The organism is Pseudomonas sp. H3_C08, assembly GCF_054669455.1.
This window is the reverse complement of sequence record NZ_CP162803.1, coordinates 5,573,996-5,600,580: the sequence shown is the minus strand read 5'-3', so window position 1 is coordinate 5,600,580 and position 26,585 is coordinate 5,573,996. Positions and strand designations below refer to the sequence as shown.

Sequence of the window (26,585 nt, the reverse complement as noted above, 5' to 3'; positions counted from 1 at the left end):
CATGACCACACAGAACCCGATTCAACCGTTCCATGTCATCCCAGGCGCCGTCGTCAAGGACATTCTCAAAGGACTGCGTCACGAAACCATCGACATGGTCGCCCAGACCTACCTGACCCACGAGCGCGGCGAAACCGTTAACCCGGATAGCTACTTCCTGCGTTTTGCGGCGCAACCGGCGAACCGGATCATTGCCTTGCCGGCGGCGATCGTCGACAGCGAGGGCGATCAGTCCGTCTCCGGGATCAAGTGGATTGCCAGCTATCCCGACAACATCAAGTCGGGCATCCCGCGCGCTTCGGCGGTGCTGATCCTCAACGATCCGGACACCGGCTATCCCTACGCGCTGCTTGAAGGCGCGCTGATCAGTGCCGTGCGCACCGCAGCGTCGGCGGTGCTCGGTGCCTGGTGGCTGAATGGCCAGAGCAAGAGCGCACAGAAACTCTCGATCATTGGCGGCGGGGTGATTTCGCGGAACATCCTTGAGACGTTCATCGCCGATGACTGGTCGTTCGACAGCGTGGGTATTCACGACCTCAACGCAGAGTCAGCGCAAGCGCTGTCGTCCTTCGGCAAACAGCTCGGGGTGCCGGATGTACAGCTGTTGTCGCTGGACGAGGCACTGAGCGCCGACATCGTGGTGTTCGCCACCAGTGCCGGCGAACCCTACGTCAACGGCAGCGGCACCTTCCGCCCGGGGCAGATCGTGCTGAACATCTCGCTGCGGGATATCGGCGCAGAGATCATCGAAGAAAGTTACAACTACTTTGACGACGTGACCCATTGCCTGAAAGCTAATACCTCGCCGCATCTGGCCGAGCAAAAGTACGGGCATCGTGATTTCGTTACCGGCACCGTCGGGCAATTGATTCGCGGCGACCTGCAGGTTGCCACGGACAAGCCGCTGATTTATTCGCCGTTCGGCATGGGCATCCTCGATCTGGCAATTGGCCGGATGATCCACGACATCGCGGTCAAGGACGGTTCGGCGGTCGCCATCCCATCCTTCTTCGGGGAGGAGCGCAGATGGTGAAGGCGCCTCTGCACATCGGCCTGGTGGGCTGCGGCTCACGCGGGCTGTCGATTTTCGAACGTCTGTTAAGCCTTGCTGAAACGCTTGCGGAGCAGCCAGTCGTCATCGATATTTTCGATCCGAACGTGCTCGGAAGCGGCGCGCATTGGCCGGATCAACCGGACTATCTGTTGCTCAACACAGTCGCTGGCCAGCTCGGAGTTTTTCCCGACGCAGCGGCATTCGGAGACCTGACGGGTGCGCGGGAACGGCCGGGCGCGGATTTCCTGACGTGGTGCCACGAGCAGCGCATCAAGGTCGACGCGGACAGCGGACTGCTCGCCGCCGACGGCCGTGACGTTGAGCCGCAGGACTTCCTGCCACGCCATTTGCTCGGCGCCTATCTGGCGGATGCCTTCGCGCAAATCCTCGCGACGGCACCGCACTGGGTGAGCGTGAACCTGCATCAGCAGGCCGTCACCGCAGTCGAGAGCAACGCCGGTCAGCAATACCTGCTGCAGACCGCTTCGGGGGCTGCGGTCACCGTGGATCGGCTGATTCTGACGGTCGGCCATACCGGTCGCCTGCGCTCGGCGGATCGCAACCGCGTTGATGATGTCTATCCGCTGCCCGGCAGCCTCGCCACCATCGAGCCGGGCGAAACCGTGCTGGTCGAAGGGCTCGGGCTGGGTGCGATGGACACCCTGGCGGCGCTGACCTCCGGCAGGGGCGGTCGCTACAGGCGCATGGCCGACGGCAGTCACGCCTATCAGCCCTCGGGCCAGGAGCCGGTGATCTTTATCCAGTCGCGGGAAGGGCTGCCGTTTCGCACCCGGCCCAACGGTCTGATTGAATGCCCGCGCCATCGCGCCGTACTGCTGACGAGTGCGCGCATCGAATCCCTGCGGGCAAGCAGCAATAACCGACAGTTGGACTTCGAACAGGACATCCTGCCGCTGATGCTGCTGGAGATGCGGGCGGCGGCCGTCGCCGTCGTACACAGCCCATCAGCGCCAGAGCAGGTGCTGGAGCGACTCAGGGCCGTTAGCGTTGCTGGCGAACCCGGGGTTGTCGCCTGTGAGACGTTACTGCGTGAGTACGAAGCGACCAGCGGCTCGATCGATCCGCAAGCGCTGATCTGGCATGCACTGCCGGACGACGTGCAGACCTACAACTATCACGCCTGGATCTACGACACCCTCGAAGCCGATTTGCACGAGTCGCGACTGGGGCGCGGAGGATCGGCGATCAAAGCCGCCATCGAAGTCTGGCGCGATCTGCGTGACCGCCTGCGTGAGGCCGTCGATTTCGACGGGCTGACCGACGCGTCGCATCGGCAGTTCTATGGCCGTTGGCACAAGGCGATCAACCGCCTCGTTGCGGGCCCGCAAAAAGAGCGCCACGCCGACCTGCTCGCCCTGTGTGACGCCGGTCTGCTGACATTCCTCAAGCCCGGCTCGCGTCCTGCGATCAACGACTTCAAACGCGTCGCCGGTTATGTCCAGAGCAGCGGCGTGAGCAACAGCGACTGCGCGCCGGTGCGTGATCTGGCGCGACTGGGCCTGATCCGCCCGAGAACCGACGAACCGGGCATCGACGGCATCGATGTCGACGCCGCGTGCCACCCGAAATCGAGCGCCGGCGAACCGGTGCGCAACATTTGGGTACTCGGCCCGCTCGCCGAAGGTTCTTGCTACTACAACCACTACGTCACCTCGGCGGGCGCGCCTTCGCGTCTGTTCATGGACGCCCATCGAGCAGCCACTGCCATCCTTGAGACAGGGACTTCAGCATGAAGCTTTTCTACCAGACGCATTCACCCTACGCCCGCAAGGTGCTGGTGCTGGCTCACGAACTGGGCATCGCGTCGAGCCTGGAAGTGATCCATCACGAGACCAGCCCGACGTCGCCAAACGAGACCATCTACAAGGCCAATCCGCTGGGCAAAGTGCCGGTGCTGATCCTGCCTGACGACACGGCGCTGTTCGATTCCATCGTGATCTGTGAATACCTCGACGACCTGAGCGACGGGCCGAAACTCATCCCGGCAAACGGCCCTGAGCGCTACAAGGCGCTGCGTCTGCAAGCATTGGCGCAGGGCATGTGCGATGTCGGCATCAAGCTGCGCTGGGAAGTCGAGCGCCGCCCCGAGGCCTTGCGCTATCCGGCCTACGCCGACGGTCAGGCGTTCAAACTCAAGGAGGCTTACCGCTTCATCGAGGAACACGTCGACCTCAATGGCCCGATCACCCTCGGCCACATCGCCCTGGCGACCGCGCTCGACTGGATCGCCTTTCGCCAACTCTCGGACTTTTCCGCTCAAGCACGCCTGACCGAGTGGTATCAGACTTTTTGTGAGCGGGCGTCCATGCGGGCGACCGAGTACAGCGGGCAGACTCACGATTAAGTTAAGGAAAACCGGGTATGAGTTCTCTCTTGTTGCAAATGTCACCGATCGCGCTGGTGATCGCGTTGATCCTGATCGTCCGCCGACCGCCAGTGCAAGCGGCACTGGCCGGCGTAGTGCTGGTGCTCGTGCTGTGGGCCTTGGGCGCAGCCGGGCCGGTGTCGGCGGCAATCAGCACGGCGATCTTTCAGGACACCACCATCCTGTTTCTCAGCACGGCGTGCGTGATCATCCCGGGGTTGGCCTTCGTCATCCTGGTCGAGCGCGGTGGTGCGCCGCAGGCCATCGGCGCCTGGGTCAAAGAGCTCGGCTGGACACCGCCGGCGCAAGTCATCTTCATCGTGCTCGGCCTCGCACCGCTGCTTGAAGCAATGACCGGTTTCGGCGTTTCGCTGATCGCAACCGTGCCGTTGCTGATGGGGCTGTTCACCCGCCAGTCGGGGATGAAAATCGCCCTCGCCGGGATGGTCATCATGCCGTGGGGCACACTGGGTCTGGCCACCGTGATCGGCGCGCTGTTGGCGCACTTGCCGGCACAAACCCTTGGCAGTCATTCGGCGCTGATCAGTGCGCCAGTGTTCCTCTGCCTGGCGGCGATTGCTCTGTGGCAGGGTGGCATCCGCACGGTTTCGCCGTGGCTTGGACTGATCGTGGTGACGGCGCTGTTCGTCGCGGTGCTGTTTTCCATCAACCTGTGGATCGGCCCGGAAGTCTCCGGTGTGCTGGCCGGTCTGGCGGTGGCTTGCGTCGGCCTGGGGATCTCTTATGCACAACGGAAGAAACTGGTGCGCTGGCCGAACGCAGCCTGGCCCTATCTGGCCTTGCTGGGGGTAATCGTTGCGTCACGCGGGCTGTTCGTCCTGTCGGGCTGGGATGGGCTGTGGATCATCAAAGGCGAGCATGTTTCGTGGAAGCCATTGGCCTCCCCGGGGCTCGCGCTATTGATCGTTACGCTGTTGATGGCAATCAAGCAAAGCGCCGCCGCAGGTTTCCCGTGGCGAGCACTGTTCAACCGGGCGAAATTTCCGGTCACGACGATTTTCCTGTTCCTGCTGCTGTCGCAGGTGATGGTCAACGCCGGTTTCCTCGTCGAAGCACAGCGCACACTGCAATCGTTGTCGGGGATTTCCCTGGCGCCAACCATCGCAGTGCTGGCGGGGCTCGCCGGTTACGTCACCGGTTCCAACGTCGGCGGCAACACCCTCGTCATGCCGTCCATCGCCGCGCTGAGCAGCGAACACGGTGCCTGGCTGGCCGCGATGGTCAACAGTGCCGCCGGGCATGGCGCGCTGGGGTCGCTGTCGATCCTGTCGCTGATCACCGGGCTGGCGGGCGCCAATCGGCATGAAGAAAACAACCTGATCCGATTCGCCTTCGGCCTGGTTGCGCTCAACATCGTCATAGTTGCTGCAACGGGGATCGTTTTGCTCTACTTTCTCTGAATTGTTTCGAAACATCACAGAGAACTTATGGACAGGTTTGATCTACCGGACAAGCGCTGGCGGATAGTCAAGGACTGGATTATTCGTCAGATCGACAGCGGTGAATGGGCAGCCGGAGCGAAACTGCCCTCGATCCGTACGCTGGCGCGAATGTTTGAAACCAGCATCACCACCGTTCAGCGCGCGTTGGCGGATCTGGAAGCCGATGCTTACGTTTCGACCAAACCGCGTATCGGCTACTTCGTCTCAGCCTCCGGACAAGCAAAACCCGCCAGGGGTTTTGACTTCTCCAGTGTCACCGTCAACGTCAATCATGCGGTGGTCGCGATGCTCTCCCAAGCGGCCTCGCGCACCACCGCGTCGTTGAATTCAGCGGTGTTGCACAGCGACCTGACACCCAACGTGCTGCTCAACAAGTGCCTGTCGGTATTGGCTGGCAAAGCTGACAACTCGCTGACCGGACTGGTCGCACCACCCGGTCTGCCGGCACTGCGACGACGCATCGCCGGGCTTATGCTGACCCGCGGCGTGGTCTGCGGGCCGGACGATATTCTGGTGACGTCGGGCGACACCATTGCTCTGGAGCTGGCACTTGAAGCCGTCGCATCGAAAGGCGCTACGGTCGCCATCGAAACGCCGACTTATTACGGCATCCTGCAGACCATCGAACGCTTGGGCATGCGCGCCTTGCCCATCCGCACGCACGGCAAACTCGGTCTCGATGTCGATCACCTCGAAGAAGCGTTGAAGCTGAAAAAGGTCGCGGTGATCTTTCTCAACCCAACCCTGCAGAACCCGCGAGGTTTCATCATGCCCGACGAGACTCGCGCACGGCTGTCACAGATCGCGCGCGAAGCGGACGTGCCGATTATCGAGGACGACATCTTCTTCGACCTGGTGCCGGAAGGCGATCGCCCCCGCGCCATCAAGAGCTACGACACCAGCGGGCAGACGATTTACTGCTCGTCGTTCTCCAAGACCATCGCGCCGGGTTATCGCGTCGGCTGGTGTCTGGCTGGCAAGTACCGCAATGCCATCCTGGCGCAAATGTTTTCGCGCAATCTGGCGGTTTCCAGCCTTGCGCAAAATGTCCTCAACGAATTTATCGGGCGCGGCTACATGGAAGAGCACTGCGCCAGACTCCGCTCGCAACTGTCTTCGCTGGCCAGTTTTGTCGAAGCGCTGGTGCGTACGGATTTCCCTGCGGGCACCGTATACGTGCCGCCGCGTGGAGGGTTCATCCACTGGATTGAACTGCCGCTACACACCGACATGTCGGCATTGCAGGATTTAGCCAGCGAACGCGGCTGCCACGTGGCCGGCAACGGCATCTTCTTCGCCGACGGGCATGCAACCACGGGTGTGCGCATCTGCCTTGGCACTGCGCTGACTCCGGGAGTGATCGAGATCCTCAAGGTGATTGCCGAAAGCGCACACCTCGCCGGGCGACCCTCTGACGGACGGCAAAACCTGACTGAGCAACATCAAGAGACCGCCGTTTCCTGAGCGCAAAAGGACGTTTGCAGTAACACTTCATGAATCAGAAAAGAACCCGCATTCCCCTGCCCCATCCGCCGCCGTATCGCCAGAGCCGGACAAGCTTCTGGCTGACCGTGCTCGTCGGCGTACTGATTGCCTTCGCCCTCTGTGCATCGATCTACATACTGATCGACAGCTGGATCAGCGGCGCCATCACCACCACCAACCGCGGCCCCAAGCACACTTATCACCTGGCTGTGCAACCACGACGGTTCTGGATCGAGTTTGTCTCGCAAAGCCTAGGAACCGTGTTTCTGCTGGCTGCCGGGGTGTTCGGCCTATGGATTTATCGCAAAGTGCAGGAGCCGGCGGAGAAGCCCAAAGGCAAGCGCATACGACGATAATCAGGTGAGCGGTTTCAGAGCGTATTGACGTAGTCGATGGGCAACAGAACGGTATCCACGGCGGCATCTACCGGTAGCGATACGACAGTTATCAAAGGGCAAACGATCGTGACATAACAGATCACCGCTGTTGGCTTGCCGTCGTCATCCCTCACGCCGAGCAGGCGTAAATTACCGTCGACCCCCTTGTAGTAAGGCTCTGGCGAGGCGCCACTCAAGCGCCCCGTCATCGTTCCACAACCGGCCAACAACGCAACAAGGCTCGCCACGGAGCCAAAAAGCAAAATCCCTTTCAATGCCAACATCCTTCTGACCATAAAGCGTGAGGGCCGCGATTGTACGCACAATCAACCGCGCCCTCCGCGCCTGGCACCCGTGATTAATCGCTGTCGCTCCAGTGAAACACCAGATTGCGCGCAGTACCGATTGCAACATCGGTCACATCGCGCCGCACCTCTCCCTTGCGTGTGGCAACCACGGTGTATTTGCCGGTCGGCAATTTTGCGTACAGCAACGGGCCGGTCTGATTGAGAACCAGCAGATTTTGTCCTGCAGCATTTGCAATCGTCACATCGACGTCGGAGGTGTACTCGTTCTGCATGCCCACCGAAAAGGTCATGTGCAGGTTGTAGCCGACGGTTTGCTGGATGGCTTTTGCTTCATCCTCGCCGACCCCGCCGGCCAGATAGCTGATACCGTTTTGTTGCTGCTGTTGAACTTGCACGCCTGCGCTGTCGACAGGCTCAAGACTGGCGGCTTGCGCCGTCGCGGCAAATAACAATGCAGCAACCGCGACGACAGGTAGCAGGCAGGAAAGGACACTTTTCATGATGGCGACTCCCGGGCTCTGACAGAACCCAATCGTTACCCTGTATTGGATTCAGTGCAGGAGGGTGACGTTTCAGAATGATTCGAACTTGGGATGTGTACGAAATGGACTACAGACTAAAACCCGCAAAAGCGTCCCTGGCCAGCAACTTCCTGCAACACCCATCCCGTCTTCCTGCTGGCTTCCAAGGCTCGGCCGACATCCTTCGCAAGCGGTTCTCGGCATGCTGGCTCTTCTGTTTTCAATGATGCGGAAAATTCGATGAGCCAGCTGAAACCTGCTGACCTGCAAGACCCGAAAATCGATTCATTGCTGGGCGATCTTGGCGAACTGATCCGTCAGGCACGGCAAAAAGTGCTGCGAGTGGTCGATACGATTCAGGTTCAGACCTGCTGGCAGATTGGCCGGCATATTGTTGAGTTTGAACAGGACGGCGCCCGGCGAGCGGGGTATGGCAAGCAGTTGCTGGCCATACTGGCGAAGGATCTGACGGTTCAATTCGGGAAGGGATTTGATGAGACCAACCTGCGCAAGATGCGCCTTTTCTATCAGACCTTCCCAACTCGAGACGCACTGCGTCCCGAATTGAGCTGGACGCACTATCGCAGGCTCCTGCGGGTTGAAAGTGACAAGGCTCGCCAGTGGTACATGGATGAGTGCGCCACCCTCAACTGGTCCAGCCGCGCTCTGGATCGCCAGATCAATACGCTCTACTACGAACGCCTGCTGATGAGCCAGGACAAGGCCGGCGTGATCGAGGAAGCTACCACCAACATCGCAGCGATGAACTGCAATCCCCGAGAGTTCATCCGCGACCCCGTGATTCTCGAGTTTCTAGGCTTGCCCTCTCCGGGCAAGGTTAACGAAACAGGACTTGAACAAGCGCTCATCGATCACCTGCAGAGCTTCCTGCTTGAACTGGGCAAAGGGTTTTCCTTTGTCGCTCGACAACAACGCATCAGCGCCGGTGGCTCGGATCTGTACATCGATCTGGTGTTTTACAACTACTTGCTCAAATGCTTCGTGATCATTGATCTCAAACGCGGCCAGCTCAGTGCGCGTGATGTCGGACAGATGGACATGTACGTGCGCATGTACGACGAACTCAAGCGCAGTGAAGGCGACAAACCCACTGTAGGGATCATTCTGTGTTCACAGGACAACGAGGCCGTCGCGCGCTACTCAATACTCAAAGGCAGTGAGCAACTGTTTGCCAGCAGCTATAAAACGGTGCTGCCAAGTGTGGAAGAACTGCGAGCGGAGCTGCAAAGAGAGCAAGCATTGATCGAGGAACGCTTGCTCACCGAGTCCACTGAATAAGCGCTGCGGATTGTCCGCTGGATGCACTGAGACTATTGTTGCCAGCTACCCGCGAAGGTCGAGCGCCATGAGTTTTCAGGACACGCCTCCATTGCCAGCTGTGCAGCGCAAGCCGCTATTGGCCGCCGAGCTGCAAAATGAAGCCTTCAAGGAAACAGCCGCCGACGGTTTTGTCCTTGGCGGTTTCACCTGGCGCCATGCCCTGCCCGACCTTCAGCGCCCGGTGGTGATCATCAACGCCGCCACGTCCGTGCGCTGTCGCCATTACTCGCGTTTCGCGGCCTATCTGTTCGCCAATGGTTTCGACGTGATCATCTTCGACTACCGTGGCATCGGCGAATCTCGACCCGACTCAATGAAAGGCCTTGAGGCCTCGTGGACAGACTGGGGCGCGCTGGATTTCGAGGCGATGCTCAAACGCGCACAACGGCAATTTCCCGGTCAGCCGATCGATGTGGTCGGCCACAGTTTTGGTGGCTGCGCCGCTGGCCTCGGTGAGTCGGGAAAGGTTATCCGACGGCTGGTCACCGTCGGTGCCCAGTTCGCCTACTGGCGCGATTACGCCCCCGAACAGCGCTGGCGAATGTTCGGCAAATGGCATGTGTTGATGCCACTGCTGACGCTGGTCTGCGGTTACTTCCCGGGCAAACGTCTTGGCTGGCTGGAAGATACGCCGGCCGGTGTAGTGCGCGACTGGAGCACGCCTGCCGCCCGCTATGAACGGCGTCCCAGTGGCCGCAGGATGTTGGCGAAAAATGCAAAATTGCCCTTCGCCAATGTCCGTGCGCAGACCTTGGCCATCAGCATCAGCGACGATCCCTACGGCACCCTTCCAGCCATCGAACGCCTGCTCGGCTACTTCGACAACGCTGAAAAAAACCACCTGCGCATCGAGCCGCAGGACATCGGCGAACAACAAGTCGGACATTTCGCCTTTTTTCGCAGCGCATACCAAGCCACACTATGGCCCATCGCTCTGACCTGGCTGCAAACCGGAGAACTGGCCCCCGATACTCCCGGGCGGCAAGTGCCACGCAGCTGAGCCCCTCTCAACGCACGACGGAACACATCATGGCCTCCGCCAACAAGCAGCAAAAACGCGCCACCCGGGCCAAAGCCAAGGCCAAACAGAACCGTACCAAACGCGCCGAAGCGCCGGTCGAGCTGGACCCGAACGATGATCGCATCGACTTCGAATCGGTGGACCTGACCGAGCTGTTCAAGAAAATGATCGACGCCGAGAAGATCAGCCAGCAAGCGCTGTGCACCGCGTTCCTCGAAGACCCGCTGCTGGAATTGGTCTACGAGCAGGAAGGCGAAGAAGGCGCGATGGATTTCATCCTCGCCGCGCTGATCGAGTATCGCCAGTGGTCGCAGGAAACCGACGAGGCCGGCGCGCTGGCGTGGATCGAATCCCCGGCCTTCCAGGCCGACTATGTGGCGGCGTCCGACGCGATCGCCGCGCAAACCCAACAGAAGAACTGAGTTCCCATGGCATCCCTGAACAAGCAACAGAAACGCGCCAAACGCGCCAAGGCCAAAGCCAAGCAAATCCGTATGGTCGGCCGCAAGCCGCTGGAACAGGACGAAGACCTCGACCACCTCGCCGAGCCGATCCCGGAATACACCCTGGCGATGTTCAGCAAAATGCGCGACGCCGAAGCCGTCAGCCGCAACGAAATGCTGCTGACCCTGCTGCGCGAACTGGCGTTCGTCATCGTTGACCATCCAGAGTTGCTGGACATGGAAAACGCCGACAATGAAGGCATGGCCGCCACTCACCTGGCCGCCGACATGTTGATCGACTACCGCATGTGGGCCGAAGGCGCAACGATCGAAGAGGCCCAGGCCTGGCTGAGCGAACCGCAGTTCATCACCGATTTCGGGGTTGCGCTGGATGCTTATGGCAAGTCGGTTGAAGACACCGAACCCAAGTCCGAGTAATTTTTTCCGCTTCACGTCCACGCACGATCAGGAAAAGGAAGTCAGATGAAGACAGCAGACTCACGCGAGGACGGGCAGATCCCGAAAGCAGAAGACTCAGCAGCGAACCTCGAGAGCGACCCTGTTAAATCTCTCAAACAACCAACTTGGGATGAATGGTTCGACGGAGAGAAATGCAGCTCAGACTTCATGCTCTCGCGAGAGCAAAGCTGATTCGGATCTGAAGCGCAGAATATTTCGAAACCGTTAGCAGAAACAAAAACGGCCGCTCGTCATCACTGACAGCGGCCGTTTTGCGTTACGCGTAACGGATCAGTTCAACACCACCGCGCCACGTTTTTCCAGCTTGCGACGGCGTGCCACCAACAGACCGGCAGCCACCACCATCAGACTCAGCAAACCAGTCGCGAGGATCTCCACGCGATGCGCTTCCTGGAACAGCATGATGGTCAGGGCTGCGACGATGAAGATGATCACCGCGTAGGTCAGGCCCGGGAACAGCCACATGCTGAAGACGATTTTCTCGCCGCGCGCCATGCGTTGTTTACGCATACGCAGTTGCGAGAAAGCGATCACCAGGTACACCAGCAGTGCGATCGCGCCGGAGCTGGCCAGCAGGAATTCGAACACCGCCGCCGGGGCCACGTAGTTGGCGAAGGTGCAGAGGAACGCAGCGCCGGTGGACAGCATGACCGCCCAGTAAGGTGTGCCGCTTTTGTTGGTGCGGGTCGCCATGGCCGGTGCATCGCCACGCTTGCCGAGGGAAAAGAGCATGCGCGACGAGGTATACAGCGCCGAGTTCAGGCAACTGGTCACCGCGACCAGTACCACGATGTCGACGATCATCTTGGCGTTCGGGATGCCCATGCGCTCAAGCACAGTCTGGTAGGAACCGAGATTGGCCAGCGTAGGATCGTTCCACGGCACCAAGGCCACAACGATGAAGATCGACACGAGATAGAACAGGCCGATCCGCCAGATCACCGAGTTGGTGGCCTTGGAGATTTGCTTGCCCGGGTTCTTCGATTCCGCGGCCGCGATGGTGACGATCTCGGTACCCATGAAGGAGAACATGGTGGTCAGGATCGCACCCAGTACCGCGCCCATGCCGTTGGGCAGGAAGCCGCCGCTGTCGAACAGGTGCGAAACGCCGCTGACCTGGCTGTTCGGCAGAAAGCCGAAGATCGCCGCAAGGCCGAGGATGATGAAGCCGATGATTGCCAGCACTTTGATCAGCGCGAACCAGAATTCGAACTCGCCGTAATTCTTTACGCTGAACAGGTTGGTGACGGTCAACAACAAGGTGATGACCAGCGCGAATGCCCAGATGCCGACATCAGGGAACCACGCATGGAGAATGGTTGCGGCGGCGTTGGCTTCCAGTGGAATCACCAAGACCCAGAACCACCAGTACAGCCAGCCGATGGTGAAACCGGCCCAGTGCCCGATGGCACGGTCGGCGTACGTCGAGAAGGAGCCCGTGTCCGGCGAGGCAACGGCCATTTCGCCGAGCATGCGCATCACTAAAACCACCAGGGTACCGGCGGCGGCGTAGGCCAGCAGCACGGCAGGGCCGGCGGCAGCGATGGCGTGGCCGGAGCCAACGAACAGACCGGCGCCGATTACACCGGCGATCGACAACATGGTCACATGACGCGGTTTGAGCCCCTGTTCGAGGCCATTGGAGCTTGGGGTACTGCTCATCGAAACTACCTTTGCGAGGAAAGCGATTGCGTCCGGCCCGTCTGGCATTTTCTTTCTCGTAAAAAGAAACCAACGGGGCGTTCCGTATTCTGCACGCAATAAATGCGCCAAAATGTTTCAAACTCTTCAGGGCTGCGGTTTTGCGCGAGACCGGACAGTCATCGCAAGTCCTTGGATTTAATGGCAATCCGCCAGAGCGTTACCCTGCGACTCACTTTTCAAACGAAACAGCGCACCAGAAACACACCGAAAAAGTGTGGGATGCACAATAAAAGGGCGATTCAGGAACGTTCGGCCGGATAGCGCTTCCAACACCCCGCCAAAGCTGGCAACATCGCGCCTTTTTTTACGCGACACCCACGGGTTTGCACGATCAAACACCCGTTCGGTTGTTGATGGGGCGACAGTCTGCTGTGCCGATGCGACAACCTGCCACATGCCACCCGTTAACCGCTCGTAGCGCTGTTGGCTGCCATTGAAACGCTATGCTAGCTTGGCCGCCTCGCCAGGAAGGCCATCCAACAGCTGGAGCGCAACATATATGAGGAACGCACATGGCTGAGGCCACGCCCGCGCTTGAAATCCGCAACTTGCACAAACGCTACGGACAGCTTGAGGTACTCAAAGGTATCTCGCTGACCGCCCGCGACGGCGATGTGATCTCGATCCTCGGTTCCTCAGGTTCCGGCAAGTCCACGTTCCTCCGTTGCATCAACCTGCTGGAAAATCCACATCAGGGCCAGATTCTGGTGGCCGGCGAAGAACTCAAGCTCAAATCCGCCAAAAATGGCGAACTGATTGCCGCCGACGGCAAACAGATCAACCGCCTGCGTTCCGAGATTGGTTTTGTGTTTCAAAACTTTAATCTGTGGCCGCACATGAGCATCCTCGACAACATCATCGAGGCACCGCGTCGCGTGCTCGGCCAGAGCAAGGCCGAAGCCATCGAAGTCGCCGAAGCGCTGCTGGCCAAGGTCGGCATCGCCGACAAGCGCCATGCCTACCCGGCGCAACTGTCCGGTGGCCAGCAACAACGCGCGGCGATTGCCCGCACGCTGGCGATGCAACCGAAGGTGATCCTGTTCGATGAACCCACCTCGGCGCTTGACCCGGAAATGGTTCAGGAAGTACTTAGTGTCATCCGCGCATTGGCCGAAGAAGGCCGTACCATGCTGCTCGTGACCCACGAAATGGGTTTCGCCCGTCAGGTCTCCAGCGAAGTGGTGTTCCTTCATCAGGGCCTTATAGAAGAGCAAGGATCGCCTCAGCAGGTGTTCGAAAACCCGCTTTCGGCGCGCTGCAAACAATTCATGTCCAGCAACCGCTAACGGAGCAACATGCATGCAGAATTTTAAAAAGGTCTTCCTGGCCGCCGCCGTCACCCTGGCGTTCAGCGCCGGTGCCATGGCCGAAACACTGAAGATGGGCATCGAAGCGGCTTACCCGCCGTTCAACAACAAAGACGCCAGCGGCAACGTGGTCGGCTTCGACAAAGACATCGGCGACGCCCTCTGCGCGAAGATGAAAGTCGAGTGCACCGTGGTCACTTCCGACTGGGACGGCATCATCCCGGCCCTGAACGCGAAGAAGTTCGACTTCCTGATCTCGTCGCTGTCGATCACCGACGAGCGCAAGGGCGCGGTCGACTTCACCGACCCGTACTACTCGAACAAACTGCAGTTCATTGCACCGAAAAACGTCGACTTCAAAACCGACAAGGACTCGCTGAAGGGCAAGTCCATCGGTACCCAGCGTGCCACGCTGGCCGGCACCTGGCTGGAAGACAACTACGGCAGCGATCTCAACGTCAAACTCTATGACACCCAGGAAAACGCCTACCTCGACCTGACGTCCGGTCGTGTCGACGCGATCCTCGCCGACAAGTACGCCAACTACGACTGGCTGAAAAGCGACGCGGGCAAGAACTACGAGTTCAAGGGCGACCCGGTTCTAGAAAGCGACAAGATCGGCATCGCTGTGCGCAAGGGTGACAACGAACTGCGCAACAAGCTGAACGCTGCCCTGAAGGAAATCGTCGCCGACGGTACCTACAAGAAGATCAACGACAAGTACTTCCCGTTCAGCATCTATTGATCCTGACCTGTGGGACTGGCGCCGTGATTGCACGGCGCCGGCTCCCGACTTTGCCTGCCGCAATTTGAACAGAAACCCATGATTATCGACCTCTACGGATTCGGCCCGGCCCTCGCTGCCGGCGCGCTGATGACCGTCCAACTGGCTCTCACCGCCCTGTGCCTGGGGCTGGTGCTCGGTCTGCTCGGCGCCTTGGCCAAGACTTCCCCGTACAAGCCGCTGCAATGGCTTGGCGAAACCTACTCGACCATCGTACGTGGTGTGCCGGAGCTGCTTTGGGTTCTGCTGATCTACCTCGGCACCGTCAAGACGATGAATGCCATTGGCGAATACTTTGGCAATCCAGACCTGGCGCTAAGCCCCTTTGTGGCGGGCGTAACCGCACTTGGACTTTGCTTCGGCGCCTATGCCACGGAGGTATTTCGTGGCGCCATCCTGGCCATTCCGAAAGGACACCGTGAGGCCGGTCAGGCCCTGGGCCTGTCGAAATGGCGGATCTTCACCCGGTTGATCATGCCGCAGATGTGGCGCATCGCCCTGCCCGGCCTGGGCAATCTGTTCATGATCCTGATGAAAGATACCGCTCTGGTGTCGGTCATCGGCCTGGAAGAAATCATGCGCAATGCGCAGAACGCCGTGACCTTCGCCAAGCATCCATTCACCTTCTATCTGGTCGCAGCCGTCATGTATCTGGGCCTGACCATATTGGCGATGGCCACCATGCACTTCATGGAAAAACGCGCCGCCCGTGGCTTCGTGAGGGCGACGTAATGGAATGGGAAGTCATCTATAAGTGGCTGCCGAAGTTCTTTCAGGGCGCCGTCCTGACACTCGAACTGGTGGGCATCGCCGTTATTCTCGGGTTGTTGCTGGCGATTCCTCTGGGCATCGCGCGCTCCTCCAAGCTCTGGTTTGTTCGCGCATTTCCTTACGCTTACATCTTTTTCTTTCGTGGCACTCCGTTGCTCGTACAACTGTTTCTGGTCTACTACGGCCTGGCTCAGTTCGACGCCGTACGCGACAGTTTCATGTGGCCGTATTTGCGAGAACCCTTCTGGTGCGCTGTCGCCACGATGACCCTGCATACTGCCGCCTATATCGCCGAAATCCTGCGTGGCGCCATTCAAGCGATCCCGCCGGGCGAGATCGAAGCCGCGCGTGCACTGGGCATGTCAAAGGCCAAGGCATTGTTCTATATCGTCCTGCCGCGCGCCGCGCGCATCGGCCTGCCGGCCTACAGCAACGAAGTCATCCTGATGTTGAAGGCCAGTTCTCTGGCGAGCACGGTGACCTTGCTCGAACTCACCGGCATTACCCGCACGATCATTGCCCGCAACTACCTCACCGTGGATATGTTCTTCACCGCAGGCGTCATCTACCTGCTGATGTCGTTTGTTCTCGTTCAGGCATTCAAACAGCTGGAGCGATGGTTGCGCGTCGATGCCTGCCAAGGGCGTTGACTCCTCCTGCGTGCTGACGGGCGAGGAGTTACTCGCCCGCTTCACCGCGCTGGATGCTTTTTTGATTGAGCATCAGGCGCTGTGGAAACCTCGTCCGTTCACTCATCTGCAGCTTCCCTGGGAAGCGTCCTACCCGAAGTTGGCCTTGTGGCTACGAGGACGGTCGCTGGACGATGCAGAAAACGCACACAACCAACCTGCTGATCTTGCCGAAGCGCCGGAGCCATTTGCTTCATTGGCAGCGATATCGGCTGAGCTGAGCGATGTCGGTCAGTTGCCGGGGCATGCGCTGGAAGCTGCGGCGCATCGCTTGAAAGTCGATGTACCGGGGCGCAAGTGGCAGCAGATTGAAGCGTTTGCCAGTCGTTTGTCTTTTTCCTCGCAACCGACGCACTGGCTCGATTGGTGTTCCGGCAAGGGGCATTTGGGCCGGCGGTTGTTGAGTGATGGCCAACAGTTGACCTGCGTTGAATACGATCCGGCATTGGTCGCCAGCGGTCAGGCGTTAAACCAGCGCCATCTCCTGCACGCGCTGCATGTCGAACAGGATGTGCTGGCCACAGACGCCTCGACCGTTTTGAGCGCTCAACACACCCCGGTCGCCCTGCACGCCTGTGGTGATCTGCATGTGCGCTTGATGCAACTGGCCAGCGCTGCCGACTGCCAGCAAATGGCGATCGCGCCCTGCTGTTACAACCGCATCAGTCGCAACGAGTACCAGGCGTTGTCCTCCGTCGGTTTGCGATCCGCCCTACAGCTCTCGCTCGAAGATCTGGCTCTACCCATGAGCGAAACTGTCACCGCCGGTGCACGGGTCCGACGTCAGCGTGACACCTCCATGGCCCGGCGCTTGGCTTTCGATTTGCTGCAACGGCAAGTACGTGGAATTGACGAATACCTGCCCACCCCGTCCCTGCCCAGCGCCTGGTTGGACAAAACCTTCGCCGATTACTGCGGTGATCTGGCAGCGCTGAAAGAGTTATCCACAATCGGTTCGCCAGATTGGCCCGCACTCGAAGCAGCTGGTTGGCAGCGGTTGGCCGAAGTTCGCAACCTAGAATTGCTTCGCGGATTGTTCCGACGACCGCTGGAGCTTTGGCTGAATCTGGATCGGGCGCTTTTCCTCGAAGAACAGGGATACGTCGTACGCCTCGGCACCTTTTGCGACACCTCACTCACACCGCGTAACTTACTGCTGCTCGCCGAACGCACTCAAAACGTTACAGCCTGTGGATAACTCTGTTGATGGATTTGCCGTGGATCCAATATCTGCGCCTGTTTCGTCGTCTTAACAACACTGGTCATTTTTTGTTCACATAAATAAAAAACCTGTAAAACAGGGATTTGCGAACAAAATGAGAATAGGTTAACAAAACCTCGCCTGAGTATGACTTCGTGCCTCTCAGTTGTGCATAAGCTGCCAATCAAAACGACATAACCGCCGAATAATTATCCCGCCGAACGAATAATTGGGAAGCTCGAGAAAGCCGAAATTCAACTGTGCGCCCTGCAAAACAGCCCTATCGTACGTAAGGCGCAAATCCTACGTTGCGCATTGCGCAGGGCTTAATTTGCCGCGATGCAAAAATAGTCTGAATTCAGGGGTTTACAGGATCTTCCCAATCGCTATAATCGTCGCCCACAACGCCGGTATAGCTCAGTTGGTAGAGCAACTGACTTGTAATCAGTAGGTCCCGGGTTCGACTCCTGGTGCCGGCACCATCCAAGGTTCCAGAGAAGGCTTTCAAAATCTCTGGAACCCCCGAAAAACCCGCCTTCTGGCGGGTTTTTTCGTTTTGGGGTTCCATCGGTTTCCGTCAGAAACTGGTGGATTCCAACCGTTTTAAGGGTAGAGTTTGGGATACAGGTCACTTCGATAAAAGGGAGTACCCTTATGTCGCGCACCACAGCTCCGCTGTCCGACGCAGCTTGCCGCTTGGCAAAACCTACAGACCGCGCCTACAAGCTTTTCGACGGCGATGGCCTCTACCTCCTAGTCCAACCCAATGGCCGCAAAGGCTGGCGGCTCCGTTACGTCAAACCTGACGGACGCGAAGGACTGACCTCGTTCGGCAACTACCCCGTCATTGGCCTCGCCGATGCGCGCCGCAAGCGCTTGGAAGTCAAGCGAATGCTGGCGGATGGCGTTGATCCTATAGAGACCAAGCACCAAGCCAAGGCGGAAGCCGTAATCAAAGGCAGAACCTTTGAAAGCGTTGCGCTCGACTGGCATACGGAAATGTCGGCCAAGTGGGCACCAGGCCATTCCAAGACAGTGATGAGCCGCCTCAAAACCCACGTATTCCCGCTGATCGGCGCACGCGCCATTGTTGATCTCGACACCCATGACCTTATGCAGCCCTTGGAAGCGATAAAGAAGCGCGGAACGATAGACGTTGCTTTAAGGGTACAAAACTACCTGCAGAGCATCATGCGCGAGGCAAAGCGCCTCCGGCTTGTCACCATAAACCCTGCTTACGACCTCGAAGGCTCGATCAAAGCCCCGCGGGTGGTACATCGCCCCGCTCTACCCTTATCGCGGCTGCCGGAACTGCAGGAGCGGATCGACACCTATAAAGGCCGGGTACTTACCCGTCTGACGGTGATGCTGTCGCTGCATGTGTTTGTACGATCCAGCGAGTTGCGTTTCGCACGCTGGAGCGAGTTCGACCTCAAGCGCGGCACCTGGGAGATACCGGACACTCGACCCGCGTTGGAGGGAGTACCCTTTTCCACAAGGGGTACGAAGATGGCAGGGGATATCCATTTAGTACCCTTATCGCCGCAAGCAGTGGCACTACTCGAAAAAATCCATGCACTCACAGGCAAATTCGCATTGGTCTTCGCAGGGGATGCCAAACCCTGGAAGCCCATGTCCGAAAATACCGTGAACAACGCGCTTCGGACGATGGGATACGACACCAAAATCGATATCTGCGGGCATGGGTTTCGTTCGATGGCCTGCAGCGCACTGATCGAGTCAGGATTGTGGTCGGAGACAGCCATTGAACGGCAGATGAGCCACAAGGAGCGCAACAACGTCCGCGCCGCTTACATCCACAAGGCCGAGTTCATCGAGGAGCGCAGGCTGATCATGAACTGGTGGAGCCGGTACCTGGAGGCCAACCGGCAGGAGCATGTCACTCCACACGAATTCGCGAACCAGACAGGAGCGAACGTCACTCGCCTAAAAGCAAAACGTGGCGCAACCGAGTAAGCGCTCGGTCTTCATATCTCAGCGATCCGCTTGTCCACGCGGGTCCATCCAAACAGGGCTGCAAAGCCGCCCTGCTTGGATGGACCTCACTTAAAAAATCTAAAGCCCACACAACTGTCTGTGGAAAACCACTGATTTCCACCGGTGGATAATTTCATCCACAGCCGCAGAACTCCCGAAAATTGGAGTCTTGACCCGAATTATCCACAGGCGTAGAAAAGATCGGGCAAAGCGCTGTCGTCGACAGCAACCCAGGTAGCCAGAACCTTTAAGGCTACGCCACACGGTGGTGGTTCTCCCAAAGTGCGATTAGCGTCCGGCGGCTCGCGCGGTCACAGCAATGTGATGGATGCCTACTTTTACCAGTGTGCCCACTGCGGCAACTCATCCCCTTTCATAGCTGCCCTGCAGCAACCTATCCACTTGGCCATTCCCGTGCGCCAACCTGCGCCCGTCTCTTTCTCCCGGAAAGAGACGGGCGCTCCTACCACTGCTGCAGGCCACCTCGTACAAGGCTTTGCGGCATTCCCCCTCGTGACAATCGGAGTGACAAACACCGAAGTCACCAGCAACAGCGATGCAGATGATGGTGCCGCAGCCCAAGGAATGGACTGCACCTGACTGACAGTCAGGCATGCCCCGGTCATCACATAGCTGCCTTCACCCTACTCAGGATCTTGCGGCGCCGGTCTCGTCAGCCAGCGCAGCCTCCACCCGCCCACTTCCTCGGAGGTGCTCAGAAGGCCAGATCATGAGATGCCCAGGCTCCCGGTCGTAAGGAGCCGCTAGTCCCGCGTTAGTGGACAACCCTCACAGGTCGCAGGGGCCTTGATCCCTGATAACACTCAACATTCGTGGCGGGATGACGTGGGGAAGAGATTGGCAATTTTTGGAGGATGGCTATGCAACTGCGCGAAGACCAAGGACCATCACGTCCCTTGCTCCAACAGCAGATATCCCCCTTGCCCTAACCATGGACCGAAGCCCACTGGCGTGTCCCGCCCTGCCGTGCCTAAGCAGAGGCCCCGAAAGACGGAGATGCCATTGAGCGTCAAGTGATCATCGGCTCGCGGTCGTCCGCTGCGACAGGACAGAGCGGAGACATCGGTACCCCGCTCCTGGTCTGCGTCGGGGAGCTCATCCCGTTTTGGCCTGCTGGCGCTAATGGCGACGGATTCTGCCGGAATCGGCATTTCAAAGGATCTGGTACAGGTCTGGTTCACTACACTGAATTTATGGCTCAGGCACCTCCCCTGACTGCCATTCTTCACCAGAAAAGCTGAGCCGTAAGCTAATGTTAATTTCCCGATCGGGAAAAAAATGTACAATAGGTAGAAATAGCTAACCAAATTGTTTTTGGACATTCATCATGGCTTTCGTCGGTTCTTGTGCCTTAATTGGTAGCACTGTGGCAACGTCGCGAAAAGCTTTGCATATGACGCAGCGTCAGCTGGCAGACACTGCGGGTGTGGGAGTGCGGTTTATTGTTGACCTAGAAGCTGGTAAAGAAACAGTCAGGATGGGATTGGTTTTAGTCGTTCTTTCCGCTTTAGGGATGAATATAAACTTGGAGAAGGCGGGTTGCCCCCCCATTAAAGATAGTGGCATAGGGGGAGTGAATGGCTAGTTACATCTCAGGCACTAAGGACCGCATCTTCATAAACCCCACTTTAGGATGTGACTCTAACTGCTCCTATTGTTATTTAGGAACACAAGGTCTAGATATTGGAAAAAAAACCATAAGCCCCAAAAGTGCTGAGTTTCTGATTGAAGGTCTGCTTGCTTTCCCGGGTTTTAGAAAAGGTAAGGAAGGGACAGTCATCTCTATTGGATGCTACTCAGAGTGCTGGAGTTCCGCTAATATTGCCGTCACAAAAGATTTTATAAAAGCAGCACTTGATTTTTTAAATCCGATACAGTTCGCGACCAAACGCTCGGTGAGCACTACTCAGCTAGCAGATATTTTTCCATTAATACAGTGGAGCGGGCAGCTATCTCTATTTATATCATGCTCAACAATATCTCAGTGGCGCACCTATGAAAAAGGAACATCAAAACCCCAAGATAGATTCAGAGAAATAACCGAACTGCTGTCGAACGGCTTAAAGGTTTGCATTTACATTAAGCCTGTACTAGATGGCGTTACAATAAATGATTTGGATTTATTCGCCGACGTGATAGATCGCACTGGCTGCTCTGTAGTTGTCGGCGACATATTTAATTTTACATCATCCAACAGTAGACCAGATTTGATTAAGGCGCCAATTCCTTCAACTGGACTCTATGTGTGCGCTAGCAATGATATGGAATACATTTTAAACTTCTTTCGTACGAAAAAGTATATCTGTTATAATAACAGTGTCGACGCCATTAATTTCTGGAGGTCCGAATGAACGCAAACAACGAAATTATATATGTAAAAGACAGAATCAATGAGATTGAAGGGAAAGACTTCCCTACAGCAATTTCCTCATTCTCTGACCCCCAGAACTTAATTGTAGCCCTGCTCGGCTCTTTAGGGTTTGACTCCGTTTCTTACGACCAGAAAAATACTGAATACCATTATTACTCAATAATTCAATCTCAGAGAGTTGATTTGGTTGTATTTGATACCAGGTCGCGGAGCTTGAGTGGGCATGCCGTATCTGACTTAGAAGCGGCTTTTTCTATAGTGAAGGCTATTGAGGGCTCTCTTAGTGACGCAATGTATTTTCCTCCGGACCTGAGAAAGAAAGCGGTTGATTCCGTAATAAGTGATGCAGGTGTTGATGAAGATTTCTTTAAGAAAGTCTTGGCGGGCTGGAAAACATATAAGTGAACACTATGAGTGACGTGCTTTCAGGACTAAATACATTTTCAGGCGAGTTCTTTTCTGCAGCCGTACTTGCGATACTTGCGCTAGGGGGAATTCTGACTCTCCTAGAGTGGAGTGGTTTTTTACCTCAGGCTTTGTCGAGGTTTTTGCTACGAAATAGAGTCAGGGAGCTTAAAGACATTCTAAAAGATATGGGAGTAGACTTTTCCGAACAAAAAAAATTACGATTTCGATCGAAGCTTGCTTCATATTTTGATGGAAATGCCGACATTGCTTCCGAAGTAAAAAAAATTATAGCCAAACACTTGAGGAAAGGAGACTTTAAAGTTGGCCGCACTTCTGACTTTAAAATTAAGGACTTCGCCGATTTGATGTCCGCCTCGTGTGACCCGAAAGAGGCAGTATTGATTGCTAGGTGCCTAAGCACATATTTGAAAAATAATATCTCTGAGTTTAGTGCTGACTCTTTCGACTTCGTAGCATGCCCGAAGAGTGGCTCGCCATTTATCGCTTATGAGTTTGCTAAAATCTTGCAAAAACCATTGGTATTGCACGATTGTCACGAGGAAAAGTACCGAGTGGACGACCCGACACTAAGTGCCCTATCGAAAATTGATTATGGATTCGATCTAAGGCCAGGCATGGTTGGCTTGGTCGTAGACGATAGCACTACTGGCGGAAGGAAAGTCTGCTCACTGGTGAGCGATCTGCGTCACTTCGGCTGCGTAATTGGCGACTGCCTTGTGGCCTTTGAACCACAAGGGAAAAATGGGAAGAATCTTCTTTTATCAAATGGCGTTAGACTTCATTCGATTGTTAAGCGGTGACGTATGGGAAAGATAATTGCGATCGAAGGTATTGATGGTAGTGGTAAAAACACTCAGTCAAACAAAATCCTTCAAGGCTTTTTAGATAACGGCTTTAAGTGCGAGAAAATGTCTTTCCCACGATATGGAGAGACGTTTTTCGGCCGTGAAGTTGGGCGCTACCTAAATGGGGAATTTGGCAGTCTCGAGTCCATTAGCCCTAAGCTTTCGGCAATGCTGTATGCTGGCGATAGACACGAGTCTAGAGATGATATTCTAAGCAAGATTGCCGGCAACGGAATTCTTATTTGTGACCGTTATGTTTATTCTAACGTCGCCCATCAAAGCGCAAAACTTTCAACTGAAGCCCGCGATGAAATTTCGCAATGGATTGAAGAGTTAGAATTCAAGATCTACAAGTTACCCAAGCCAGACCTGACAATCTTTCTCGACGTCCCCCCGGAAGTTTCAGGAAACTTGATCCTTAAAAAAGAGCTAAGGGATTACACCGATAAAAAGAAAGACCTTCACGAAGAAGACGAAAGCTACCTTGAGAAAGTCTATCATGTCTTTAAAAAGCTTGCCTGTGAAACGCCCGATTGGATTATAATTGACTGCTTTGAGAACGGTTTATTACTTGGCGAAAATGAGATTTATGAAAAAATCAGAACGGAGCTAATAAAGCGAGATTTTTACAGTTGACTTGACCTTATTGAGAAATTTCTACGATTCCAAAGTTAGCTGAGGGCGCGCAGATTTCTGTATGTTAACTAAATATGCGCCCCTAACCCCACCTATATTAGGATGGGGTTTAAATTGCTTGAAATCAATGGCAAGCCATTAAAGCACTGGCAGTGCATCGCGAGCCTACAATGGAATGTTTAAGGTCTATAATTATGTAGTAGTTAAGGATGCGCAAATAGGGATCGCATGTATTAGGATGTACCTAGGCCGCACCTCCTGCCCGGAAAGCTGCGTGGTACTCGTCCGGCCAACTCACCCTCCGAGCTCCAAGCATTGAGGACGATGGTGTTCGCGTATTTTTAAGCAGACGCGATCGCCCTTATTGCCAGGTTTTTTTTGCGCCAATGAAGCTCTTATCCGAAACCGTTCAAAGCTCAGGTGGTTTAGGCTTTGTACGAAATACCGAGAAACCCAATCGCCCCCCTCGAAAGCTGAGATTTTGTGGGGCCTGCCGCCATCTACGGAAAGGAAATCCGTGATGGCAAAGCGTTATGAACTTGGATGAGGTCTGGACTGTGGTTACCGATCTCTTCACCGAACCCGACGGCAGGGAACGGCGACCCCACTCGTGACAATCGGCGCAGAAAACAGTGTTGTTTCTGAGAGCGGGCTACCACACCGGTAGCCGATGTCTGACTTTAAGAAGCCTAAGTATGCGGCTAAGCGACCATTTCTTTCGGAGCATCAGAGGTTCTCACCGCAGCCACTATGTCGTCTGCAGAATCATGCCTGCCATCAGCAAGCCGCTCCAATTCGAGTTGGAGATTTTTATTTAAAAAATCGTGCTTCAACTCAAATTCAGTAAAAATCTCACTCCATCTAAATGCGTACACTCGATACTCACCAATAAACATCAATCCAGGCTCACCATGATTTTTATGACTCTTTATCTGGCTTTCAATATAACCAGTTGAATCAAATTGATTTCCTATCAAATAAAATTTCCAATCCATATTTGAACCGTTAAACTGATCAATTGATCTAATTACCTGATAATAATCATAAACTTGATCAAACTCTTTCTTGCCCAGTCGTATATTCGTAGGATGCTTTAGCTCAAGAACTATATTTTCTACTATGCTTTGTTTCTTCCCTTGCCTAACAAGAAACAAATCCATTTCTCTGTTTTTGCTCTCGTGATCAACTGTATCCTTACTACCTATACCATGCAGCAAATATGTATATCGGCGTAAAGCTTCTTCAAATTTGGGCTCAGCGGCGGTTAGAAGTTGGTACTCCTCACCTATAAGCCAGTAATTTTTCTCCATCATCTTCTGCAGATGCGGGACTTCTCCGGCATACATATTCGGATCAAATACCAGTTTTTTAAATTCCGCAACAGACTTATATCGATCGCTTATCAACTCAATGGTATTTACTATCGATGACATTTTGGTTGTTTGCAGTTGACGCGCAAAGCGCTCCCTCTCCCCTGAGGACAAATCTATTACACCGTCAAGTATTTTGAATAAATCCTCAACCTCACCACTGTCAACAATTAACGATATAAACCTTATGAAGGTCACCTTTTGAGTAGGGTTCAAGTTGGAAAATATTTTTGGCTCTACCTGATAGAGTTGAGTAATGGTCTCTTTCAGATCTTCATGCCGCGCTAGCTCCCAATTATTCTTCGAATTAAATTCAGGAAAGTAGCCTTTAGCCTCGAACTCTTCTACTAGCTTCTTGGCATGATCGACAATGAAAGGTTTACGCTTAGCTCTCAAGAATGAATTAACGCTCTTTATCAGCTCCTTGAATTCTTCAGATTGATCCGTCCGAGGTGATAACAGATCAATTTGCCCGCCTTCCTTGCCAACACTAAAATCTTTGAAGTAATCACTAACCACAAAAACACTGTGATAAAACTCATCACCTTTATTATTCAGGGTCGTCGGGCGTGAATACTTAAAGCTACCCACAAGATCTGAACAATAGAATCGGGAGAAGTGGCGATTCAATTTCTTAGACCACCTTACAAACTTAACATCAAAGAGGCAGTCAGCAATATTTAGAGCAAATTCCTCTGAATCTCTAACGAGCGACTCACAGGGTATATCAGTGCCATTAATACGAATCGCGAAACCTTGATCTCTTTTCAGCTCCAACAACCATGCGAAATCCTTAATCAGGTATGAAGTCAACTCATCCTTAATGTAAGACTCAGACAGGCCGATAATATTTTCAAAACTAACACACGTGCCTACCTCTCTACCGGAAACTTTTTCCTCAGAGGAGAAGCTGTAGTTGTCAATATCATCATCGCTTACTTTTATTTCATACTCATATACTTCATCAGCGCTGGCATATCGAGTCCTCCATATTGCTCTTTGTGCAAAATGGAAAAAGGTCAAGCGTCCAAGGCCATTTTTACCATGTACAAGTGAGTGCTGCACCTCAAGATCTCTTTTTTCAGAAGAGAGAATAGGTTTAAACTTATTCTCAACCTGAAGGTGTGGAATTCCCGATCCATTGTCCTGTACAGCGAGATATTTGACACCCCCCAAATCATCAACTTCGTATCTAACATCAACAGAAGTCGCACCGGCATCAAAGCCATTCCATATATATTCAGCTACAGCCCTATAAGGCTTGATAGCCTTAAGCCTATTTTTAATCCCTTTTGCTTTGACTTCAACTTTGGCCATTATCCCCGCCTTACACTCTCACTAACATAGACAACATAGCAACGACGTTATGTGCGTGCAAATATAGCACCACCTTAAAGTCTTGGCCACACCAACACTTAACAACTACAACTCCGCCATCCTTCTCTAGGCATATAGAAATACGCACCGCTACATAAAGATGCAATAGAATTGCGGAATTCGATAGTAATTAATCTGTTGGGCGGACAATGTAAATATTCCCCTCGGCTGCTTAAGTTGATCACATCCGGGATGTCCAGAAA

The 26,585-nt window shown here is 55.2% G+C and carries 25 protein-coding genes and 1 tRNA gene; 22 read left to right on the top strand and 4 right to left on the bottom strand.

All coding sequences use genetic code 11. From position 1 onward, the window contains the following. The first annotated feature begins 1 nt into the window (after position 1). Genes sbnB through AB4N74_RS25555 form a run of 6 tightly spaced genes read left to right on the top strand, consistent with a single transcriptional unit; the run spans position 2 to position 6,744 of the window. Complete coding sequence (sbnB, locus tag AB4N74_RS25580) at positions 2–1,033, top strand: 2,3-diaminopropionate biosynthesis protein SbnB (RefSeq protein ID WP_460097612.1); 1,032 nt, start codon at positions 2–4, stop codon at positions 1,031–1,033. After that, positions 1,027–2,808, top strand: coding sequence for an FAD/NAD(P)-binding protein (locus AB4N74_RS25575; protein ID WP_460097610.1), 1,782 nt, complete (start codon positions 1,027–1,029; stop codon positions 2,806–2,808). Before sbnB ends, AB4N74_RS25575 begins: the two co-directional genes overlap by 7 nt. Continuing rightward, a complete protein-coding gene (locus AB4N74_RS25570; RefSeq protein ID WP_034153023.1) occupies positions 2,805–3,419 on the top strand; it encodes a glutathione S-transferase family protein in 615 nt (204 codons plus the stop codon). The genes AB4N74_RS25575 and AB4N74_RS25570 overlap by 4 nt, the downstream gene beginning before the upstream one ends. 17 nt (positions 3,420–3,436) lie before the next feature. Further along, positions 3,437–4,861 carry an L-lactate permease gene (locus AB4N74_RS25565; protein WP_093430025.1) on the top strand — a complete coding sequence of 475 codons (1,425 nt, stop codon included), beginning with the start codon at positions 3,437–3,439 and terminating at the stop codon, positions 4,859–4,861. Positions 4,862–4,888: 27 nt separating this feature from the next. Beyond that, positions 4,889–6,367, top strand: a complete 1,479-nt coding sequence (locus AB4N74_RS25560; RefSeq protein ID WP_460097608.1) for an aminotransferase-like domain-containing protein — start codon at positions 4,889–4,891, stop codon at positions 6,365–6,367. Between the two features lie 29 nt (positions 6,368–6,396). Continuing rightward, positions 6,397–6,744, top strand: a complete 348-nt coding sequence (locus tag AB4N74_RS25555) for a hypothetical protein (RefSeq protein WP_460097607.1) — start codon at positions 6,397–6,399, stop codon at positions 6,742–6,744. Between the two features lie 14 nt (positions 6,745–6,758). On the opposite strand, the gene AB4N74_RS25550 is transcribed toward AB4N74_RS25555, so the two are convergent. After that, complete coding sequence (locus AB4N74_RS25550; protein WP_257356823.1) at positions 6,759–7,049, bottom strand: YceK/YidQ family lipoprotein; 291 nt, start codon at positions 7,047–7,049, stop codon at positions 6,759–6,761. Between the two features lie 74 nt (positions 7,050–7,123). Further along, positions 7,124–7,573 carry a carboxypeptidase regulatory-like domain-containing protein gene (locus AB4N74_RS25545; RefSeq protein WP_257356822.1) on the bottom strand — a complete coding sequence of 150 codons (450 nt, stop codon included), beginning with the start codon at positions 7,571–7,573 and terminating at the stop codon, positions 7,124–7,126. A gap of 261 nt (positions 7,574–7,834) precedes the next feature. Between AB4N74_RS25545 and AB4N74_RS25540 the strand changes: the two genes are divergently transcribed. From AB4N74_RS25540 to AB4N74_RS25525, 4 genes are all read left to right on the top strand, one after another. Further along, positions 7,835–8,893, top strand: coding sequence for a PDDEXK nuclease domain-containing protein (locus tag AB4N74_RS25540; protein WP_257356820.1), 1,059 nt, complete (start codon positions 7,835–7,837; stop codon positions 8,891–8,893). Positions 8,894–8,960: 67 nt separating this feature from the next. Then, entirely contained in the window at positions 8,961–9,935 is a 975-nt protein-coding gene (locus AB4N74_RS25535) for an alpha/beta hydrolase family protein (protein ID WP_460097605.1), read from the top strand. A 29-nt stretch (positions 9,936–9,964) separates the two neighbouring features. Beyond that, on the top strand, positions 9,965–10,378 hold the full coding sequence (locus AB4N74_RS25530; RefSeq protein WP_008080543.1) for a hypothetical protein: 414 nt from the start codon (positions 9,965–9,967) through the stop codon (positions 10,376–10,378). 6 nt (positions 10,379–10,384) lie between these two features. Further along, positions 10,385–10,837 carry a hypothetical protein gene (locus AB4N74_RS25525; RefSeq protein WP_257356818.1) on the top strand — a complete coding sequence of 151 codons (453 nt, stop codon included), beginning with the start codon at positions 10,385–10,387 and terminating at the stop codon, positions 10,835–10,837. Between the two features lie 312 nt (positions 10,838–11,149). On the opposite strand, the gene gabP is transcribed toward AB4N74_RS25525, so the two are convergent. Next, positions 11,150–12,541 carry a GABA permease gene (gabP, locus tag AB4N74_RS25520; protein WP_093430017.1) on the bottom strand — a complete coding sequence of 464 codons (1,392 nt, stop codon included), beginning with the start codon at positions 12,539–12,541 and terminating at the stop codon, positions 11,150–11,152. 554 nt (positions 12,542–13,095) lie between these two features. Between gabP and AB4N74_RS25515 the strand changes: the two genes are divergently transcribed. The 12 genes from AB4N74_RS25515 (at position 13,096) to tmk (ending at position 23,635) form a co-directional block, all read left to right on the top strand. Beyond that, complete coding sequence (locus AB4N74_RS25515; RefSeq protein ID WP_093430016.1) at positions 13,096–13,869, top strand: ABC transporter ATP-binding protein; 774 nt, start codon at positions 13,096–13,098, stop codon at positions 13,867–13,869. Between the two features lie 13 nt (positions 13,870–13,882). Next, positions 13,883–14,635, top strand: coding sequence for an ABC transporter substrate-binding protein (locus AB4N74_RS25510; protein ID WP_257356816.1), 753 nt, complete (start codon positions 13,883–13,885; stop codon positions 14,633–14,635). A gap of 78 nt (positions 14,636–14,713) precedes the next feature. Further along, positions 14,714–15,406 carry an ABC transporter permease gene (locus AB4N74_RS25505; protein WP_460097603.1) on the top strand — a complete coding sequence of 231 codons (693 nt, stop codon included), beginning with the start codon at positions 14,714–14,716 and terminating at the stop codon, positions 15,404–15,406. Then, a complete protein-coding gene (locus AB4N74_RS25500) occupies positions 15,406–16,095 on the top strand; it encodes an ABC transporter permease (RefSeq protein ID WP_099757735.1) in 690 nt (229 codons plus the stop codon). The genes AB4N74_RS25505 and AB4N74_RS25500 overlap by 1 nt, the downstream gene beginning before the upstream one ends. Beyond that, on the top strand, positions 16,076–17,332 hold the full coding sequence (locus AB4N74_RS25495; RefSeq protein ID WP_460097601.1) for a methyltransferase: 1,257 nt from the start codon (positions 16,076–16,078) through the stop codon (positions 17,330–17,332). The genes AB4N74_RS25500 and AB4N74_RS25495 overlap by 20 nt, the downstream gene beginning before the upstream one ends. Before the next feature lie 409 nt (positions 17,333–17,741). Further along, positions 17,742–17,817, top strand: a tRNA-Thr gene (locus tag AB4N74_RS25490). Positions 17,818–17,989: 172 nt separating this feature from the next. Further along, complete coding sequence (locus tag AB4N74_RS25485) at positions 17,990–19,312, top strand: tyrosine-type recombinase/integrase (RefSeq protein WP_460097599.1); 1,323 nt, start codon at positions 17,990–17,992, stop codon at positions 19,310–19,312. A gap of 1,369 nt (positions 19,313–20,681) precedes the next feature. Then, positions 20,682–20,939, top strand: a complete 258-nt coding sequence (locus AB4N74_RS25480) for a helix-turn-helix domain-containing protein (protein ID WP_092169119.1) — start codon at positions 20,682–20,684, stop codon at positions 20,937–20,939. Continuing rightward, positions 20,932–21,705, top strand: coding sequence for a radical SAM family protein (locus AB4N74_RS25475; protein WP_460097597.1), 774 nt, complete (start codon positions 20,932–20,934; stop codon positions 21,703–21,705). Before AB4N74_RS25480 ends, AB4N74_RS25475 begins: the two co-directional genes overlap by 8 nt. Next, complete coding sequence (locus AB4N74_RS25470) at positions 21,702–22,130, top strand: hypothetical protein (RefSeq protein ID WP_460097595.1); 429 nt, start codon at positions 21,702–21,704, stop codon at positions 22,128–22,130. The genes AB4N74_RS25475 and AB4N74_RS25470 overlap by 4 nt, the downstream gene beginning before the upstream one ends. Then, positions 22,127–22,954 carry a hypothetical protein gene (locus AB4N74_RS25465; protein ID WP_460097593.1) on the top strand — a complete coding sequence of 276 codons (828 nt, stop codon included), beginning with the start codon at positions 22,127–22,129 and terminating at the stop codon, positions 22,952–22,954. The genes AB4N74_RS25470 and AB4N74_RS25465 overlap by 4 nt, the downstream gene beginning before the upstream one ends. Positions 22,955–22,957: 3 nt before the next feature. Beyond that, positions 22,958–23,635, top strand: a complete 678-nt coding sequence (tmk, locus tag AB4N74_RS25460) for a dTMP kinase (protein ID WP_460097591.1) — start codon at positions 22,958–22,960, stop codon at positions 23,633–23,635. A 701-nt stretch (positions 23,636–24,336) separates the two neighbouring features. Here tmk and AB4N74_RS25455 read toward each other — a convergent pair. After that, a complete protein-coding gene (locus tag AB4N74_RS25455; RefSeq protein ID WP_460097589.1) occupies positions 24,337–26,322 on the bottom strand; it encodes an ATP-binding protein in 1,986 nt (661 codons plus the stop codon). Positions 26,323–26,585: the final 263 nt, after the last annotated feature.

Excerpts from the sequence above, each read along its gene's own strand:
- AB4N74_RS25485 (WP_460097599.1), top strand. The coding sequence starts at position 17,990 with ATGTCGCGCACCACAGCTCCGCTGTCCGACGCAGCTTGCCGCTTGGCA.
- AB4N74_RS25495 (WP_460097601.1), top strand. The coding sequence starts at position 16,076 with ATGCCTGCCAAGGGCGTTGACTCCTCCTGCGTGCTGACGGGCGAGGAG.
- AB4N74_RS25530 (WP_008080543.1), top strand. The coding sequence starts at position 9,965 with ATGGCCTCCGCCAACAAGCAGCAAAAACGCGCCACCCGGGCCAAAGCC.
- AB4N74_RS25455 (WP_460097589.1), bottom strand. The coding sequence starts at position 26,322 with ATGGCCAAAGTTGAAGTCAAAGCAAAAGGGATTAAAAATAGGCTTAAG.
- AB4N74_RS25470 (WP_460097595.1), top strand. The coding sequence starts at position 21,702 with ATGAACGCAAACAACGAAATTATATATGTAAAAGACAGAATCAATGAG.
- AB4N74_RS25500 (WP_099757735.1), top strand. The coding sequence starts at position 15,406 with ATGGAATGGGAAGTCATCTATAAGTGGCTGCCGAAGTTCTTTCAGGGC.
- AB4N74_RS25550 (WP_257356823.1), bottom strand. The coding sequence starts at position 7,049 with ATGTTGGCATTGAAAGGGATTTTGCTTTTTGGCTCCGTGGCGAGCCTT.
- AB4N74_RS25515 (WP_093430016.1), top strand. The coding sequence starts at position 13,096 with ATGGCTGAGGCCACGCCCGCGCTTGAAATCCGCAACTTGCACAAACGC.
- AB4N74_RS25565 (WP_093430025.1), top strand. The coding sequence starts at position 3,437 with ATGAGTTCTCTCTTGTTGCAAATGTCACCGATCGCGCTGGTGATCGCG.
- gabP (WP_093430017.1), bottom strand. The coding sequence starts at position 12,541 with ATGAGCAGTACCCCAAGCTCCAATGGCCTCGAACAGGGGCTCAAACCG.
- tmk (WP_460097591.1), top strand. The coding sequence starts at position 22,958 with ATGGGAAAGATAATTGCGATCGAAGGTATTGATGGTAGTGGTAAAAAC.
- AB4N74_RS25510 (WP_257356816.1), top strand. The coding sequence starts at position 13,883 with ATGCAGAATTTTAAAAAGGTCTTCCTGGCCGCCGCCGTCACCCTGGCG.
- AB4N74_RS25570 (WP_034153023.1), top strand. The coding sequence starts at position 2,805 with ATGAAGCTTTTCTACCAGACGCATTCACCCTACGCCCGCAAGGTGCTG.
- AB4N74_RS25545 (WP_257356822.1), bottom strand. The coding sequence starts at position 7,573 with ATGAAAAGTGTCCTTTCCTGCCTGCTACCTGTCGTCGCGGTTGCTGCA.
- AB4N74_RS25525 (WP_257356818.1), top strand. The coding sequence starts at position 10,385 with ATGGCATCCCTGAACAAGCAACAGAAACGCGCCAAACGCGCCAAGGCC.
- AB4N74_RS25535 (WP_460097605.1), top strand. The coding sequence starts at position 8,961 with ATGAGTTTTCAGGACACGCCTCCATTGCCAGCTGTGCAGCGCAAGCCG.
- AB4N74_RS25505 (WP_460097603.1), top strand. The coding sequence starts at position 14,714 with ATGATTATCGACCTCTACGGATTCGGCCCGGCCCTCGCTGCCGGCGCG.
- AB4N74_RS25560 (WP_460097608.1), top strand. The coding sequence starts at position 4,889 with ATGGACAGGTTTGATCTACCGGACAAGCGCTGGCGGATAGTCAAGGAC.
- AB4N74_RS25475 (WP_460097597.1), top strand. The coding sequence starts at position 20,932 with ATGGCTAGTTACATCTCAGGCACTAAGGACCGCATCTTCATAAACCCC.
- AB4N74_RS25540 (WP_257356820.1), top strand. The coding sequence starts at position 7,835 with ATGAGCCAGCTGAAACCTGCTGACCTGCAAGACCCGAAAATCGATTCA.
- sbnB (WP_460097612.1), top strand. The coding sequence starts at position 2 with ATGACCACACAGAACCCGATTCAACCGTTCCATGTCATCCCAGGCGCC.
- AB4N74_RS25555 (WP_460097607.1), top strand. The coding sequence starts at position 6,397 with ATGAATCAGAAAAGAACCCGCATTCCCCTGCCCCATCCGCCGCCGTAT.
- AB4N74_RS25480 (WP_092169119.1), top strand. The coding sequence starts at position 20,682 with ATGGCTTTCGTCGGTTCTTGTGCCTTAATTGGTAGCACTGTGGCAACG.
- AB4N74_RS25575 (WP_460097610.1), top strand. The coding sequence starts at position 1,027 with ATGGTGAAGGCGCCTCTGCACATCGGCCTGGTGGGCTGCGGCTCACGC.